Source organism: Parapedobacter soli (genome assembly GCF_025460835.1).
Taxonomy (GTDB): domain Bacteria; phylum Bacteroidota; class Bacteroidia; order Sphingobacteriales; family Sphingobacteriaceae; genus Parapedobacter; species Parapedobacter soli.
Genome location: NZ_JAMXAY010000002.1, coordinates 76,265 through 90,289, shown reverse-complemented (window position 1 = coordinate 90,289; position 14,025 = coordinate 76,265). Strand labels below are relative to the sequence as shown.

Genomic DNA, 14,025 nt, shown 5'->3' with positions numbered 1-14,025 from the left:
CTTTGCAGATACCTTTCATAACAAGGGTCCGACCGGAATTGACAGGATGGAGACGGTTATGTAAGCATGCAGCGCGTTGTGAGTATGGCGCTTTAATCTCAACTTTCAACTCTATAAATGGCGAAAATAACTACGCCTTAGCTGCCTAATTTAGAATTAGCTCAGCTTTTGTCCCGCTTGCGCTTGGCTCCGTAGCGCGGCACCAGGGGCATCGAACTACGAAGCTGGCTGGCCCGGTGTTGTGACGGGTGAGCGAGATAAAGCAACTACGGAAAACGGTATAGGCAAGCGTCCGGCCTACCCTTTCCCGACAACGAAACGGAAGCTAAGCATGTAGAAAGCGTATATTGTACCATGGCTGGACGAGGGTTCGAATCCCTCCGGATCCACAAAGCAACGGCAAGCCCGGCGAGAGCCGGGTTTTGTTGTTTTACAGACTTTGCGAAGCCCCGCTTCAGCAAAGATGGAAAACAACAAAAAGGAATGAGCATAGTGAATGGCTTGCCGTTGCTTTGACTCCCCCACTAAAGATGGCTGTGGCCATAAGCATGGGGCTGAGCGACACAGCCAATCCCTCCGGATCCACCAGAAATAGCCTGACGATGGGTTGGGCCATTTTTTTTCACCGAACCCCTTGATAATCAAAAATAATCTAGCTACCTTTGCCGTCCTTAAAATAAGTTTAGGATAAAAAAAGCAAAATTAAAAAAAGGTAAATGCCTACTATTCAACAATTAGTTAGAAAAGGTAGAGTAGCTCTGGAAGACAAGAGTAAGTCCCCAGCGTTGGACAGCTGTCCACAGCGAAGAGGCGTATGCACACGTGTGTATACCACTACCCCTAAGAAACCAAACTCAGCAATGCGTAAAGTGGCGCGTGTACGTCTTACCAATGGTAAAGAAGTAAACGCTTACATCCCTGGTGAGGGCCACAACCTTCAGGAACACTCTATCGTGTTGATCCGCGGCGGGCGGGTGAAAGACCTCCCTGGCGTACGTTACCACATCATCCGTGGTGCATTGGATACCTCGGGCGTTACCGGACGTAACCAACGGCGTTCGAAGTATGGGACAAAACGCCCTAAACCCGGACAGGCAGCAGCCCCGGCAAAAGGCAAGAAATAATTAAACGGAGGACAAGAAGATGAGAAAGTCGAAACCAAAAAAAAGAATCATTCTGCCTGACCCGAAGTTTAATGAAGTGCAGGTAACCCGCTTTGTCAACAACATGATGATTGACGGCAAGAAATCACTTGCTTACAGCATATTTTACAAGTCGATGGATTTGGTGGAAAAGAAAACCAGTGAAAACGGCTTGGAGACCTGGAAAAAGGCGTTGAACAACGTGATGCCCTCCGTAGAGGTCAAATCACGCCGCGTAGGTGGCGCCAACTTCCAAGTGCCCACGGAAGTACGCCCTGAGCGCAAGATTGCCTTGGGTATGAAATGGCTGATCAGCTACGCCCGCAAGCGTGGTGAAAAGACCATGTACGAAAAACTAGCTGCCGAAATCATCTCCGCATCCAAAGGAGAAGGTGCAGCGGTGAAGAAAAAGGAAGATACCCACCGGATGGCAGAGGCCAACAAGGCATTCTCTCATTTCCGGTTTTAAGAATTAATGAAACAGCACAAATGAAATTACACCGATTTTTAGAGGGAAGCAACCTAACCGCTAAAATCGGTGTATTTTTTATGGTGCGCTTTTGAACACATCCGCTTCCGGCGGATTATCTCAGAACAAGATGTCAAGGGATTTAAAATACACAAGAAATATCGGTATTGCCGCTCACATTGATGCGGGCAAGACCACCACTACCGAACGTATCCTCTTTTATTCGGGAGTAAACCACAAGCTCGGTGAAACACACGAAGGCTCGGCCACGACCGACTGGATGGCTCAAGAGCAAGAGCGCGGTATTACCATTACATCGGCCGCCGTGACCGTGTTTTGGAACTATCGTGGCAACAAATATAACGTCAACATCATCGATACACCGGGGCACGTAGACTTTACGGTGGAGGTAAACCGCTCACTCCGCGTTTTGGACGGGCTGGTATTCCTTTTCTCGGCCGTAGACGGTGTAGAACCGCAGTCTGAAACAAACTGGCGGTTGGCCGACAACTACAAGGTACCCCGTATCGGTTTTGTAAACAAGATGGACCGCTCCGGTGCGGATTTCCTCAACGTGGTAAAACAGGTGAAGGAAATGCTGGGCTCCGAAGCCGTTCCCCTGCAATTGCCTATCGGCTCCGAAGACAACTTCAAAGGGGTAGTCGACCTGATCAACAACCGTGGTATCGTATGGAACGAGGAAGACAAAGGGATGACCTTTACGGAAGTGCCCATCCCCGACGACATGCTAGACGACGTGGCCCACTGGCGTGAAAATCTTTTGGAATCGGTAGCCAGTTATGATGAGTCGTTGATGGAGAAATTCTTCGACGACCCCAACTCCATTACCGAACGGGAAGTGCTGGACGCTTTGCGTAAGGCTGTGCTCGATAATTCCATCGTACCGATGGTATGCGGGTCATCTTTCAAAAACAAAGGGGTACAAACCATGCTCGACTTCGTGATGGAGCTGCTGCCTTCACCGCTCGACCAAGAAGCGGTAAAAGGCACCGACCCGCGCAACGACCAGGAAATTATCCGCAAACCAGACGTCAAAGAGCCGTTCTCGGCATTGGCGTTCAAGATTGCGACTGACCCGTTCGTAGGCCGCCTCTGCTTTATCCGCGTTTATTCAGGCAATCTGGACGCTGGCTCTTACGTGTATAACACCCGGTCAGACAACAAAGAGCGCATCTCGCGCATATTCCAGATGCACGCCAATAAGCAAAATCCGATTGCAAACATCGGCGCCGGTGATATCGGGGCGGTAGTCGGCTTTAAAGATATCAAAACAGGCGACACCCTTTGTGATGAGAAAAACCCCATCATATTGGAGTCCATGAATTTCCCTGAGCCGGTAATCGGCTTGGCGATCGAGCCAAAAACTCAAGCAGACGTAGATAAACTCGGCGTCGCATTGGGCAAACTGGCCGAGGAAGACCCGACTTTCCGCGTGCAGTCTGACGAAGAGACCGGCCAGACCGTTATCTCCGGAATGGGTGAGCTCCACTTGGATATCCTCATCGACCGTCTGCGGCGTGAGTTCAAGGTGGAGGTGAACCAAGGGGCACCGCAGGTAGCTTACAAAGAATCCATCAACGGCACCACCCAACACCGCGAGGTATACAAGAAGCAGACCGGTGGGCGGGGTAAATTCGCCGACATACAGGTGGTTATTTCCCCTGTGGACGCCGACTACGACACCAGCAAGTCACCGCTTCAATTCGTCAATGAAATCGTGGGCGGGGCAATCCCGAAGGAATACATCCCATCGGTACAAAAAGGATTCGAATCGTCGATGGTAAATGGTGTGCTGGCGGGCTATCCGCTTTCAAACATGAAAGTACGCCTGATCGATGGTTCATTCCACGCGGTCGACTCCGACTCACTGTCGTTCGAAATCTGTGCCCGTACCGCATTCCGCGAAGCCCTTCCGAAATGCCAGCCGGTATTGATGGAACCGATCATGAAGATCGAAGTGCTTACCCCGGAAGAAAACATGGGTGATGTGATGGGCGACCTCAACCGCCGTCGCGGACAACTACAAGGTGTAGATACACGGGCCGGATCACAAGTGATCAAAGCATTGGTACCGCTGTCTGAAATGTTTGGATATGTTACGCAACTGCGCACCATCACTTCGGGCCGCGCTACTTCCACGATGGAGTTCGACCACTACGCAGAAGCACCACGCAACATCCAAGACGAGGTGATTGCCAAAGCAAAAGGGAAAGTAAACGTTTAACCATATATCACAGGCTGCCTGTTGTTAATAGCTCTAACAGGCAGCCATCATTTTAACTAAATAGCATGAGCCAACGAATCAGAATCAAATTGAAATCGTACGATTACAACTTGGTAGATAAATCTGCCGAGAAAATCGTCAAAACTGTAAAACCCACAGGAGCTGTCGTGAGCGGACCTATCCCCTTGCCGACCGAGAAAAAGATTTACACGGTTTTGCGTTCACCACACGTGAACAAAAAGGCCCGTGAACAATTCCAACTCTGTGCGTATAAACGGCTACTAGACATCTACAGCTCCAACTCCAAAACGGTCGACGCGCTTATGAAGCTCGAACTGCCCAGCGGTGTTGAAGTGGAAATCAAGGTGTGACGGTTTCTTACTGAACAAAAAAGCCTGCCGCGTTTCAGACGCGGCAGGCTTTTTTTATTATTAATGGTTTGTGTTATTACAGCTGAAAACCGACACCTATCGACAGCACCCTATTGGAAAACTTGCTGTTACTGTTGTCGCTCGGCGATAAGTTGGCTAAACCAAGGCCATAACCTGCATTGATCAGGAAACCACTGGACAATCGGTAGCCTGCCATAAAATTCAGCCCGAAATCGAAAGCATTCTGGTCCCGATCATCACCTCCGAAATCAAGGTCGTATTCGCTCTCTCCACCTACTATGTCGCCTACGTTCCCCTTACTCTTCACCTTTCCACTCAGCGAATAAGCGGCATACGGCCCAGCCCCTAAGAATACCGACCCAGCACCACCCGTGGGGATATAATAAACGGCATTCACGGGAATCTCCAGGTCCATTACATTCCTCGTAATACTTCCGTCCAAATTGTTACCATCGTACGAAAACTTACTCCCTTTTCCCTGTAGGGAGAGCCCGGGCTGGATAGAAAACTGCGGTGCTACCGGCAAATCCACATAGCCAGTCAGGTAAAATGACGGGTTCAGCTTCTGGTAATCTTTCGCATCATCCGATACGTTGCTATACTGGCCCAAATTCACGCCGGCCTTGACGCCGAAGCTGGTCTCCTGGGCAAAAGCACCCATTGAAACACCTAAACCAAGTAATACTGATAATAACTTTTTCATTTTTGTTTTCTCCTATATTTTATGTTCTAATTTGTATTTAAAACCACGCAGTGGATTACAAGATATGCGCCACTCTTTCTTACAGTGGCTTAATCAACTAATTATCAGCTCAATATTTTCCAGTCCGGTGGCATGGCCAAGTGTATGCATAATTATACACTGGTAAATTAATAGCTCCTGTCTTTCTTAATTTCAATAATTTATCTTAGCTTTGCATTCCTTTAACGATAGGGTCGGGTGGCCGAGTGGCTAGGCAGAGGTCTGCAAAACCTTTTACAGCGGTTCGAATCCGCTTCCGACCTCGTTTTTTACGAAAAAAGAATAAGAAAATGGGAGTTACACGCTTAAAAAGAAAAGACAGAAGAAATAAAGTAGTGGCCAAAAACGAGGTGCAGTTTTTGAAACTTGGCCGTAATCTGGAGACTGGCAGCCGTTCCAAAATGCCGGCCAACAGCCAAATCGTCAAGAACAACGCCGTACTTGACCAGTTGGAAGCGGGCTTTAAAAAATAAGGCCTTTATTATCCGGCTTTTACTGTAGATTTTTCACGATATCCGCCATACGGCGGATTTTTTCTATATCGGATACCCATACGGCGCCGCCCATCCCACCAACGTCATCATTAGCGTATTCCATGTCACTCGGCCATTGGGTTTTGGCCGAAGTATGGAACGACGTGGCTCCCGTTGCCGCAGCAATCTCTTTGATGTTGTGATCATTGATACCCGATCCCGGCATTACCTCAATTCTTCCCGCTGCCTGCCCGACCAACTGGGCGATGGTCGCCGCACCTTCCGGCGCGGTATTCTTCATGCCTGAAGTAAGGAGACGGTTGCAACCGAGGTCGATGATGGCCTCCAATGCTTCAAATGGGTCTCTGCAACGATCGAATGCCCGGTGAAACGTCACGTGCATCGGCCGGGCCAACTCAATAAGCTCTGCCATACGTGCTGTATCAACCCGCCCGTCCTTAAGCAACAAACCGATTACCACTCCATCGCATTTCGCTTCTTTGCAGAATAGGATATCTCCCTGCATCTCTCTAAATTCAAGCGGTGAATACAAGAAATCCCCCGCACGTGGCCGGATCAGCACATGCAAACCGATGGTTAACGCTTCGCGGGTTAGCCATATTTGCCCCAACGAAGGGGTTGTTCCACCAGCTTCCAGGTTCTGGCACAATTCGACACGGTCTGCGCCACCATCCTGCGCCATCAAAGCGGAGGTAAGTGAGTTCGCACAGATCTCTAAGAGGTACTTTTTTTCCATAGCTATCAGAGTTAGTGTTCACCCCAAACCTAACCAAATTTGCCCTAACTAACAACAAAACGTCTCCAAACCAACAAATCCTTATATTTACAGCAGCATGCGCGAAACATTCGACATCATCGTCATCGGAAGCGGTCTGGGGGGACTAGTCTGTGCTACTATCCTTGCAAAGGAGGGGCTCAAGGTATTGGTATTGGAAAAGAACAAGCAATACGGCGGCAACCTACAGACCTTCGTACGAAACCGTTGCATATTCGATACGGGTGTACACTACCTAGGCGGATTGCAACAGGGCCAGAACCTCTATCAATATTTCAACTACCTCGGCATCGCCGACAAACTCCGTGTGAAGCAGATGGACGAGGATGGCTTTGACCGGATCACATTCGACAATGACCCGAATGAATACCGTTATGCGCAAGGTGGGGACAATTTCATCGACCAGCTGTGCTGCTACTTCCCGGATGAACGCGATGGCATTACCCGCTTTTATACCACCATGCAGGAGGTCTGCCGGCAATTCCCGTTGTATTACCTTAATGGAAAAGACGACTATGAATGGAATAAAGACATCCTGGGCCTGAAGGTACGCGATGTGATAAATAGCTGTACCACCGACCCGACACTTCGTGCTGTCCTTGCCGGAACCAACCTGCTGTATGCAGGAATAGCCAACAAGACCCCGTTTTATGTCCACGCCCTTTCCGTCAACTCATATATCGATAGTGCTTGGCGCTGTATAAACGGTGGCAGCCAAATCGCTAAACTACTGATTAAGGAAATCCACAAAAACGGAGGCAAGACACTGAAATACAAAGAGGTGTCTCAGTTTCATATCGACAATGGGTTACTCCGGTCGGTATCAACGACCGACGGGAGCGAGTATCGAGCAGATACATTCATATCCAACATCGATCCAAAGCAAACACTTAGGCTGATGGGCAATTACCCCATCCGCAAATCATACAGCAACCACATCCGGCAGGCGGAGAACACCATTTCGTCATTCAGCCTCTACATTGTGCTGAAGCCAGGGCAGATACCTTACTTCAACCATAACTATTACCACTTCAAAGATGAAGCGAGCGTATGGGACAACGTCGATTATGACGAGACGGACTGGCCTACCGGATACATGGTGTCGATGAATGCGAAAAGTGAAAACGACAGATGGGCGGAGGGGATGACCGTATTTACGTACATGCGCTATGAAGAGGTGGCCAAATGGGCGGCAACACACAACACGGTAGCCAAGACCCGTTACCGGGGCGACGATTATGAGGAATTCAAGCGACGGAAAACCGAAATTATGCTCGACGAACTGGAAAAGAAATTCCCCGGCATACGCAAGCATATCCGCGCCACCTACACATCCACCCCACTGACCTACCGCGATTACATTGGCAGTGAAACAGGTGGAATGTACGGTTTTGTGAAAGACGCCAACCAACCGCTAAAAAACAATCTCCCTACCCGCACGAAATTGAAAAACCTGTTGCTTACCGGACAGAGTGTCAATATGCACGGCATACTCGGCGTCACCATCTGTGCAGTGCTGACCTGTTCGGAAATACTGGGCAGGGATTACCTACTCCAAAAAATAAATGCAAAAAATGGATTAAAAACCCCCGATACCTATGACAATGCTTAATCTCAAACCTCTCGAACGTATACAGCCGATACCGAAGGAGGCATTCCTCAACCGGTACTACCGTACCCAACAGCCTGTACTTATCGAGAACCTCACCAATACGTGGAACAGTAAGTGGACATTTGACCATATTAAAGCGCTGGCAGGGGAACAGACCATCCCCCTCTATAATAATAAACCTGCCGAGGGAAAAGAAAGTGTTTACGAGCCAGTGATGAAAATGCGTTTCGGTGACTATATCGATCTGCTCCAGTCGGAACCTACCGATTTGCGGATTTTCTTTTATACGTTGAAAGACCACTGTCCACAGCTGCTCGAAGATTTCGAATATCCCGACCTGGGCCTCAAGTTTTTTAAGCGGCTGCCCGCACTTTTCTTTGGCGGCGGACTATCTAAGGTGTTCCCGCATTACGATATCGACCTGCCAGACAACCTGCATATCCATTTCGAAGGCAGGAAACGAGTGGTACTCTTTGCCCCCGACCAGAGCAGGCACCTCTACAAGGTACCGTTTTCAATACATAATATCGACAAAATAGACCTGGACAACCCCGACTTCGAGCAGTATCCGGCATTGAAGCATGTGCAGGGGTACGAGGTGTACATGGAGCACGGCGATTCGCTCTATATGCCCGGTGGATGGTGGCATTACATCACCTACCTCGACGGCGGCTTTTCGATGACCCTGCGCGCACTGCCGCGCACACCGGGGCGGGTAGCTCAGATGTTATATAATGTATTCGTAATGCGGCTCATTGACAACTCCATGCGCAAGATGAGGGGCCAGAAATGGCTGGATTTCAAAGACCGATGGGCCCATAGGCGAACGCACCGGGCACTAGAGAAGTCCGCCTAGCTGATTGCCGAACCGATAGCGAACTCCGATTTCATGCGTGGTATTATTGATGCGCCTGCTGGACACATCGCCGGCCGGATTAAACTGGTAGCTATATCCGAGGCCCAACCCGCCAAAATTGAACTCCGCCATGCCTGCCACCTCTCCATAGCTGCGGAAGTTTCCACCGATGCCAAAAACCTGCTTGATAAAAAACAAGGCAGAGGCTTCCGCCTGCGGGCGCAGGCTTTCCGAGTAGGTCACCAACACTGCTGGGCGCACGTGGAAATCCGGACCCAGTGGAAAGAGCGCGCCCGCGGTAAGGTGATAGATATTGCGGAAGTTATACCGGCTGTCGTCAGACCCACCCAAACTACCCAGCATCAGCCGTGGCAGGGAGAGCCCTATGTAGTAGCGTTCGGGGCTGTATAACATCACCCCGAAGCCTACCAGCGGATCAACTTCCCGCACGTCATCGCGGAATGCGGGATCTTGTGGATCCAGTTGCGAAAAGCGCCCATCCATATAGGTGATACCGGCGTTCAAGGACATGGCAACGTGTTCCATTTCCGATATGCGCACGCTCTTTGCAAAAAAGGCGCTGGCCTCGGACAGTCTTTCCACCGCGATGCTTTCGTGGCGGAGGGTAAGGCCGGCCGTGGCACCGAAATCTTTGAATCCGATATGGCCGCCTCCCCAAAATACCGAAGGCGAACCGTCCACTCCCACCCATTGGCGCCTGCTGATTACACTCACTTCGCCACCCGCCGTCAGCAAACTCGCCGCCGGATTCAAAACCGTCCGCAGCCGCCCATATTGTGTATGGGTCAGCGGTTGTTGGGCATAAGCGGTGGCTGCTGACATCAGCACCGCAACCACCGCACTCATTGTTATTCTTTTCATTTCCTTTTTTTAAAACGCACGATTATCGGTTTGCGACAGCCGTCCACGTTAGTACCTCATCACAAAATACCCTTTCTGCGCCCGCCACACACCGTTTTCTTTTATTTCGACCACGTAAAAGTAGGTGCCGGCGGGCAGCAGCAGCTGCCCCGTAGACATTCCGCGGAATACCCTACTGCCATTATCGTATCCCGATAGCTCGAATAATACCGTTCCGTTCTTACTGATGATGGTCACGCGGTTTTCAGGGAAGTCCCTGATTCCCTCAATCATCAGGAACTCGTTGATTCCATCGCCATTGGGCGACACCGCTTGATGCACCCGCACGGGAAAGTCGCTGCCGTCCGTTATGTGGATGGTGACGCTCACGGGATCGGCCGGGAAATAATTGGCATTTCCCTCCTGTGTAGCCGTGATGGTGATGGTTCCCACACGCAACACATCGAGGACCGTCCCATCAAGCCTGGCTACCTGCTCATCATCCAGCAACAGGGTTACCGGCAGGCCACTGCTCGCCTGCACATCCAGCGGTACGCGGCCTGCACTGCGGTCTAAGTTGGCCGGCGTGTTGAATGCGATCTGCTGGTGGGCGCGCAGCACCGTCAGCGTTGACGGGGTATAATCAAACACATAGTTGTCTGATTTCCCACCAGCTACCGTGATTGGATAGGTGCCGATATCGCTGCGCGGCGAGGCCACGGTTGCGGCCACCGGCGCTTGTTCCAATTCCTGTTCGGTATCGTCTTTCACGAAACCCGAATAGTGGAGAACAAACGCCGGATTGGCCTCCCCGTACGGTCGGTCGACAGCTTGAACCGAAACCGAGAGGGTAGCGGGCTGGATAACCAGCGTCCGAACCGCATCTTCGGCGGCCCCATAATTTCCTGCACCCGGTTGCGATGCTATGATTTGCACCGTACCTGCACCATTTATACGTACACGGTTACCATCCACTAAGATGGCAGCATCCGTGTCATTGCCCTGCATGTCCGTTATGCGGTACGAAACCGGCAACCCACTGGTAGCTGTCCCCTGCAATGCAAACTCAGAGTCGCCGTACGTCTTGGTCGGTAGTGGGTCAAAGGTGATTTGCTGTTCCAGTTCTTCCACGACCAATACGCCTACCGACACCGAACGCTCCGCCCGCGTATCGCGCACCACACCATTGGCTTGCAGTGTATGGCGGCCGAGCTCCAGATCAGCCGGTATCGACAATGTTCCATTGAACGTACCGTCTTCCTGTACGGGAACCCGGCCCAATAGCTGTGGCGCGGAGAAGATGTACATCGTCACTACCGTGCCAGGTTCGAAACCATAGCCCGTTAGCTGTACAACGGCACCTTGACCGCGGACAATGCGGATCACCGCGTTTACACTGGTGATTGGAATAAGCTGGCCATTGACACCTATCGAAGTCAAATCCATAGCGAATCCATCGCCACGTAGTCGCAAATAGCTGTTATCGATTACCTCCACGGTAACTATTTTCGGCTGGCCATCCACCATGATGATGGTTTCGCCCGGCTGCAGCATTGGCAGCTCACCCGTTTCATCGGGCACCGGTATCGAGGGCACCAGCACATCGGTTGCGGTGCTAAATGCGCCGATACCGGCCGCATTCACCGCAGCTATGCGGAACCGGTAGGTCATGTTGTTCGTTAACCCGGCAACCACCGTGTTGGTTATCGTCGAAACACCGTCGCCCACCGTCTGCCAAACAGCGCCGTTATCCGTGGTATACTGAATTAGATAGTCGGTTATCGCAGCACCATGGTCATTTTGTGGGGCCTTCCAAGTGAGCTGCACCTGTTTATCGCCGGCCTGCGCCACTACGTTCGTCGGTGCGGTTAGCAAATTTCCAGTCGACAGATTCGCTAGCGCGTTGTTCAGGTTCTCCAATGCCGCGCCGATTGCAGATTGCGTGGCGTTCGGATCGTCAAATACGGTCTGCGCGATTTCCAGTGCCTCTTGCAAAGCGGCCCAGCTCGCGGGCGAATAATCTGTTTCCACCAAGACTTCGGTTTCCGTGATCGCCGTCTGCAACACTACCTTGTCAACGCCAAGGTTAGCCAGCGCATCACGCAGGGCCTGCTCGGCTACGTCGATCTCCGACTGCGTGGCATCTGCATCATCATTCACCGTTTCAGCTACAGTCAACGCCGATTCAAACGTTGACCAACTCGCGGTTGAGTAATCCGTTTCCGTCAAGCCTTCGGCTTCCGTGATGGCCGATTGCAGACCGGATTTGTCAACGCCAAGATTAGCCAGCGCTTCGCGCAGCACCTGCTCGGCAGTGTCGATTTCCAATTGGGTAGCTCTCACATTAGTATAAACCAGCTCGGCTGCGGCAAGAGCCGTTTCAACAACCTTCCAGCTGTCAACAGAATACTCGGTTGCTGTCAGGTCCCGGGCTTCTTCTATTGCCGCTAACAATCGCGTCTTATCCACGGTAACGATAAACATTAACGGATTCGTTACCAGTGGAGGTACAGTTGGAATAATTGCTAATACAGTCACATTTCCAGGTTCTTCGCCCGTTAAAGTGATCTTTGCCACACCACTATTTGCGGCAACCGGTCCAAAGTTGGAAGCCGACCCTTCCCCACCTAGTGTAAAAGTGACCACGTATTCGCTTTCTGCACCGGTAGTAACCGTATTGCCGTATGCGTCTTGCAACGTTGCTGTCAATTCGCGCGTAGCCCCGGATGCCAAATCCGTTACGTCACCGGTCAATGCGATTTTCGCAAGTGAGGCATGCGTGACTTCCGAGGTGTACGGACTGCCGCTGGTGGCGGCACCGGCAAGCGTGATTGCAATATTGTCCGTTCCGGCAATGGTTGGCGTATATGCCACGGTGTAGGTGCCATCGCCGTTATCGATGATGGCGCCTACTTCAACGCCAGCATTGGCTCCGTTGACGGTGACTACGAGATTAGTTAGTGGTAATCCACTTACCGGATTGCTTTCGCTATCTCGAACGCTGATGGTTATGCTTGTTTCTGCCCCCGCCGTGCCAGAGGGGACCACCGCGGTTGTGGTCGACGCATCCGCATCGCCAGCAATCAGCGTAATAGTGTTTGATGTTGCCGATGTGACGTCGTATGTTCCTGGACTTGTCTCTAATGCGAACTCCAGTTTATAGACACCCGTTTTACCGGCGATTCCCAAATCGGTGAAACTCCATCGATCGGTATCACGCGTGATCCGCCTCACAGCTCGATTAATCAGTGTACCTTCTCCCTGTACAATGGATACACTTAATACTGTTCGAATACTTTCTTCCGGATTGGTAGGATTGCCGTATGCGTCCTGCAACTCAATGACCGGCTGCTGATCAAACAGTTTTCCACTTTGAGCTGTGGCGCTTGGTTGCGTCACGATGACGAGTTTGGTCAGTTCCCCCGCTGATACGGTAGAAGTATAAGGGCTGCCGTTGATGGCAACACCCGCTAAGGCAATCGCGACATCATCGCTGCCCGCAACAGTCGGCGTGTAGGTAAGCGTATATGTGCCATCGCCGTTATCGGTGATAGCGCTTACGGTCGCAGTAGCGTTGGCGCCGGTCAGCGTGATAGCAAGGTCAGCCGCAGCACCAGTGACAGGGTTATTGTACTCATCAAGAACGGTAATGGTAACTGTGGTCACCTCACCGGCCGTGCCTGCCGGAACAGAAGCAGTGGTGTTGGNATCCAGCACGGTGACCGTGATGGTCGTCTCCTCACCGGCCGTGCCTACCGGTACCGACGCGGTCGTATTGGTTGCATCCGCATCAGCTGAAGACACAACGCTGCTGTACGGACTGCCGCCAATCGCGGCACCATCAAGCGTGATGGCAACCTGGTCAGTGCCCGCAACAGTCGGTGTGTAAGTAGCCGTGTAGGTGCCGGCGCCGTTATCGGTGATAGCGCTTACGGTTGCAGTAGCGTTGGCACCGGTCAGCGTGATAGCAAGATCCGCAGCAGCACCAGTAACAGGGTTGTCAAACTCATCAAGAACGGTGACCGTGATGGTCGTCTCCTCACCCGCCGTGCCTGCCGGTACCGACGCGGTCGTATTGGTTGCATCCGCATCAGCTGAAGACACAACGCTGCTGTACGGACTGCCGCTGATCGCGGTACCACCAAGCGCGATGGCTATATTGTCCGTTCCAGCAACAGTCGGCGTGTAGGTCACTGTATAGGTGCCATCGCCGTTATCGATGATGGCGCTTAATGTGGTGGTGGCATTCGAGCCGGTCAGCGTGATAGCAAGGTCAGCTGCAGCACCAGTGACAGCGTTATTGTACTCATCAATAACGGTAATGGTAACTGTGGTCACCTCGCCCGCAGTACCCGCCGGAACAGAAGCGGTCGTATTGGTCGCATCGGCAGCAGCTGAAGACACAACGCTGCTGTACGGACCGCCGCTGATCGCGGT

Annotated in this window: 12 protein-coding genes, 1 tRNA gene and 1 other RNA gene; 9 read left to right on the top strand and 5 right to left on the bottom strand. The window is 51.6% G+C overall.

Annotated features, from left to right (window positions below; translation table 11 throughout):
- Positions 1 to 24 precede the first annotated feature (24 nt).
- Positions 25 to 392, top strand: a transfer-messenger RNA (tmRNA) gene (gene ssrA, locus NGM62_RS01495).
- A 62-nt stretch (positions 393 to 454) separates the two neighbouring features.
- On the opposite strand, the gene NGM62_RS01490 is transcribed toward ssrA, so the two are convergent.
- Complete coding sequence (locus NGM62_RS01490) at positions 455 to 616, bottom strand: hypothetical protein (RefSeq protein ID WP_262245417.1); 162 nt, start codon at positions 614 to 616, stop codon at positions 455 to 457.
- 100 nt (positions 617 to 716) lie between these two features.
- Here NGM62_RS01490 and rpsL point away from each other — a divergent pair, with 100 nt between their 5' ends.
- The 4 genes from rpsL to rpsJ all read left to right on the top strand — a co-directional run bounded on the left by rpsL (position 717) and on the right by rpsJ (position 4,227).
- Positions 717 to 1,124, top strand: coding sequence for a 30S ribosomal protein S12 (rpsL, locus tag NGM62_RS01485; RefSeq protein ID WP_262245416.1), 408 nt, complete (start codon positions 717 to 719; stop codon positions 1,122 to 1,124).
- 19 nt (positions 1,125 to 1,143) lie between these two features.
- A complete protein-coding gene (rpsG, locus tag NGM62_RS01480; RefSeq protein WP_262245415.1) occupies positions 1,144 to 1,611 on the top strand; it encodes a 30S ribosomal protein S7 in 468 nt (155 codons plus the stop codon).
- Between the two features lie 130 nt (positions 1,612 to 1,741).
- Positions 1,742 to 3,856, top strand: coding sequence for an elongation factor G (gene fusA / locus NGM62_RS01475; RefSeq protein ID WP_262245414.1), 2,115 nt, complete (start codon positions 1,742 to 1,744; stop codon positions 3,854 to 3,856).
- A 65-nt stretch (positions 3,857 to 3,921) separates the two neighbouring features.
- Complete coding sequence (gene rpsJ / locus NGM62_RS01470; protein WP_002993539.1) at positions 3,922 to 4,227, top strand: 30S ribosomal protein S10; 306 nt, start codon at positions 3,922 to 3,924, stop codon at positions 4,225 to 4,227.
- Between the two features lie 76 nt (positions 4,228 to 4,303).
- On the opposite strand, the gene NGM62_RS01465 is transcribed toward rpsJ, so the two are convergent.
- A complete protein-coding gene (locus NGM62_RS01465; protein WP_262245413.1) occupies positions 4,304 to 4,951 on the bottom strand; it encodes a porin family protein in 648 nt (215 codons plus the stop codon).
- Between the two features lie 231 nt (positions 4,952 to 5,182).
- Between NGM62_RS01465 and NGM62_RS01460 the strand changes: the two genes are divergently transcribed.
- Together NGM62_RS01460 and NGM62_RS01455 are read left to right on the top strand one after the other, a co-directional pair.
- Positions 5,183 to 5,253, top strand: a tRNA-Cys gene (locus NGM62_RS01460).
- Between the two features lie 27 nt (positions 5,254 to 5,280).
- On the top strand, positions 5,281 to 5,463 hold the full coding sequence (locus tag NGM62_RS01455) for a spore protein (protein WP_262245412.1): 183 nt from the start codon (positions 5,281 to 5,283) through the stop codon (positions 5,461 to 5,463).
- A 19-nt stretch (positions 5,464 to 5,482) separates the two neighbouring features.
- On the opposite strand, the gene NGM62_RS01450 is transcribed toward NGM62_RS01455, so the two are convergent.
- On the bottom strand, positions 5,483 to 6,220 hold the full coding sequence (locus NGM62_RS01450) for a copper homeostasis protein CutC (protein WP_262245411.1): 738 nt from the start codon (positions 6,218 to 6,220) through the stop codon (positions 5,483 to 5,485).
- Between the two features lie 97 nt (positions 6,221 to 6,317).
- Here NGM62_RS01450 and NGM62_RS01445 point away from each other — a divergent pair, with 97 nt between their 5' ends.
- On the top strand, positions 6,318 to 7,871 hold the full coding sequence (locus NGM62_RS01445; RefSeq protein ID WP_262245410.1) for a phytoene desaturase family protein: 1,554 nt from the start codon (positions 6,318 to 6,320) through the stop codon (positions 7,869 to 7,871).
- Positions 7,858 to 8,727, top strand: coding sequence for a cupin-like domain-containing protein (locus NGM62_RS01440; RefSeq protein ID WP_262245409.1), 870 nt, complete (start codon positions 7,858 to 7,860; stop codon positions 8,725 to 8,727). The genes NGM62_RS01445 and NGM62_RS01440 overlap by 14 nt, the downstream gene beginning before the upstream one ends.
- On the opposite strand, the gene NGM62_RS01435 is transcribed toward NGM62_RS01440, so the two are convergent.
- A complete protein-coding gene (locus NGM62_RS01435) occupies positions 8,710 to 9,609 on the bottom strand; it encodes a PorP/SprF family type IX secretion system membrane protein (RefSeq protein WP_262245408.1) in 900 nt (299 codons plus the stop codon). The genes NGM62_RS01440 and NGM62_RS01435 overlap by 18 nt on opposite strands.
- Before the next feature lie 48 nt (positions 9,610 to 9,657).
- Positions 9,658 to 13,692 carry a filamin/ABP280 repeat domain-containing protein gene (locus tag NGM62_RS01430; RefSeq protein ID WP_449301301.1) on the bottom strand — a complete coding sequence of 1,345 codons (4,035 nt, stop codon included), beginning with the start codon at positions 13,690 to 13,692 and terminating at the stop codon, positions 9,658 to 9,660.
- Positions 13,693 to 14,025: the final 333 nt, after the last annotated feature.

Coding starts and splice junctions, on each gene's coding strand:
- NGM62_RS01490 (WP_262245417.1), bottom strand. CDS start 616: ATGGCCCAACCCATCGTCAGGCTATTTCTGGTGGATCCGGAGGGATTG.
- rpsG (WP_262245415.1), top strand. CDS start 1,144: ATGAGAAAGTCGAAACCAAAAAAAAGAATCATTCTGCCTGACCCGAAG.
- rpsL (WP_262245416.1), top strand. CDS start 717: ATGCCTACTATTCAACAATTAGTTAGAAAAGGTAGAGTAGCTCTGGAA.
- NGM62_RS01440 (WP_262245409.1), top strand. CDS start 7,858: ATGACAATGCTTAATCTCAAACCTCTCGAACGTATACAGCCGATACCG.
- NGM62_RS01465 (WP_262245413.1), bottom strand. CDS start 4,951: ATGAAAAAGTTATTATCAGTATTACTTGGTTTAGGTGTTTCAATGGGT.
- fusA (WP_262245414.1), top strand. CDS start 1,742: ATGTCAAGGGATTTAAAATACACAAGAAATATCGGTATTGCCGCTCAC.
- NGM62_RS01435 (WP_262245408.1), bottom strand. CDS start 9,609: ATGAAAAGAATAACAATGAGTGCGGTGGTTGCGGTGCTGATGTCAGCA.
- rpsJ (WP_002993539.1), top strand. CDS start 3,922: ATGAGCCAACGAATCAGAATCAAATTGAAATCGTACGATTACAACTTG.
- NGM62_RS01455 (WP_262245412.1), top strand. CDS start 5,281: ATGGGAGTTACACGCTTAAAAAGAAAAGACAGAAGAAATAAAGTAGTG.
- NGM62_RS01450 (WP_262245411.1), bottom strand. CDS start 6,220: ATGGAAAAAAAGTACCTCTTAGAGATCTGTGCGAACTCACTTACCTCC.
- NGM62_RS01445 (WP_262245410.1), top strand. CDS start 6,318: ATGCGCGAAACATTCGACATCATCGTCATCGGAAGCGGTCTGGGGGGA.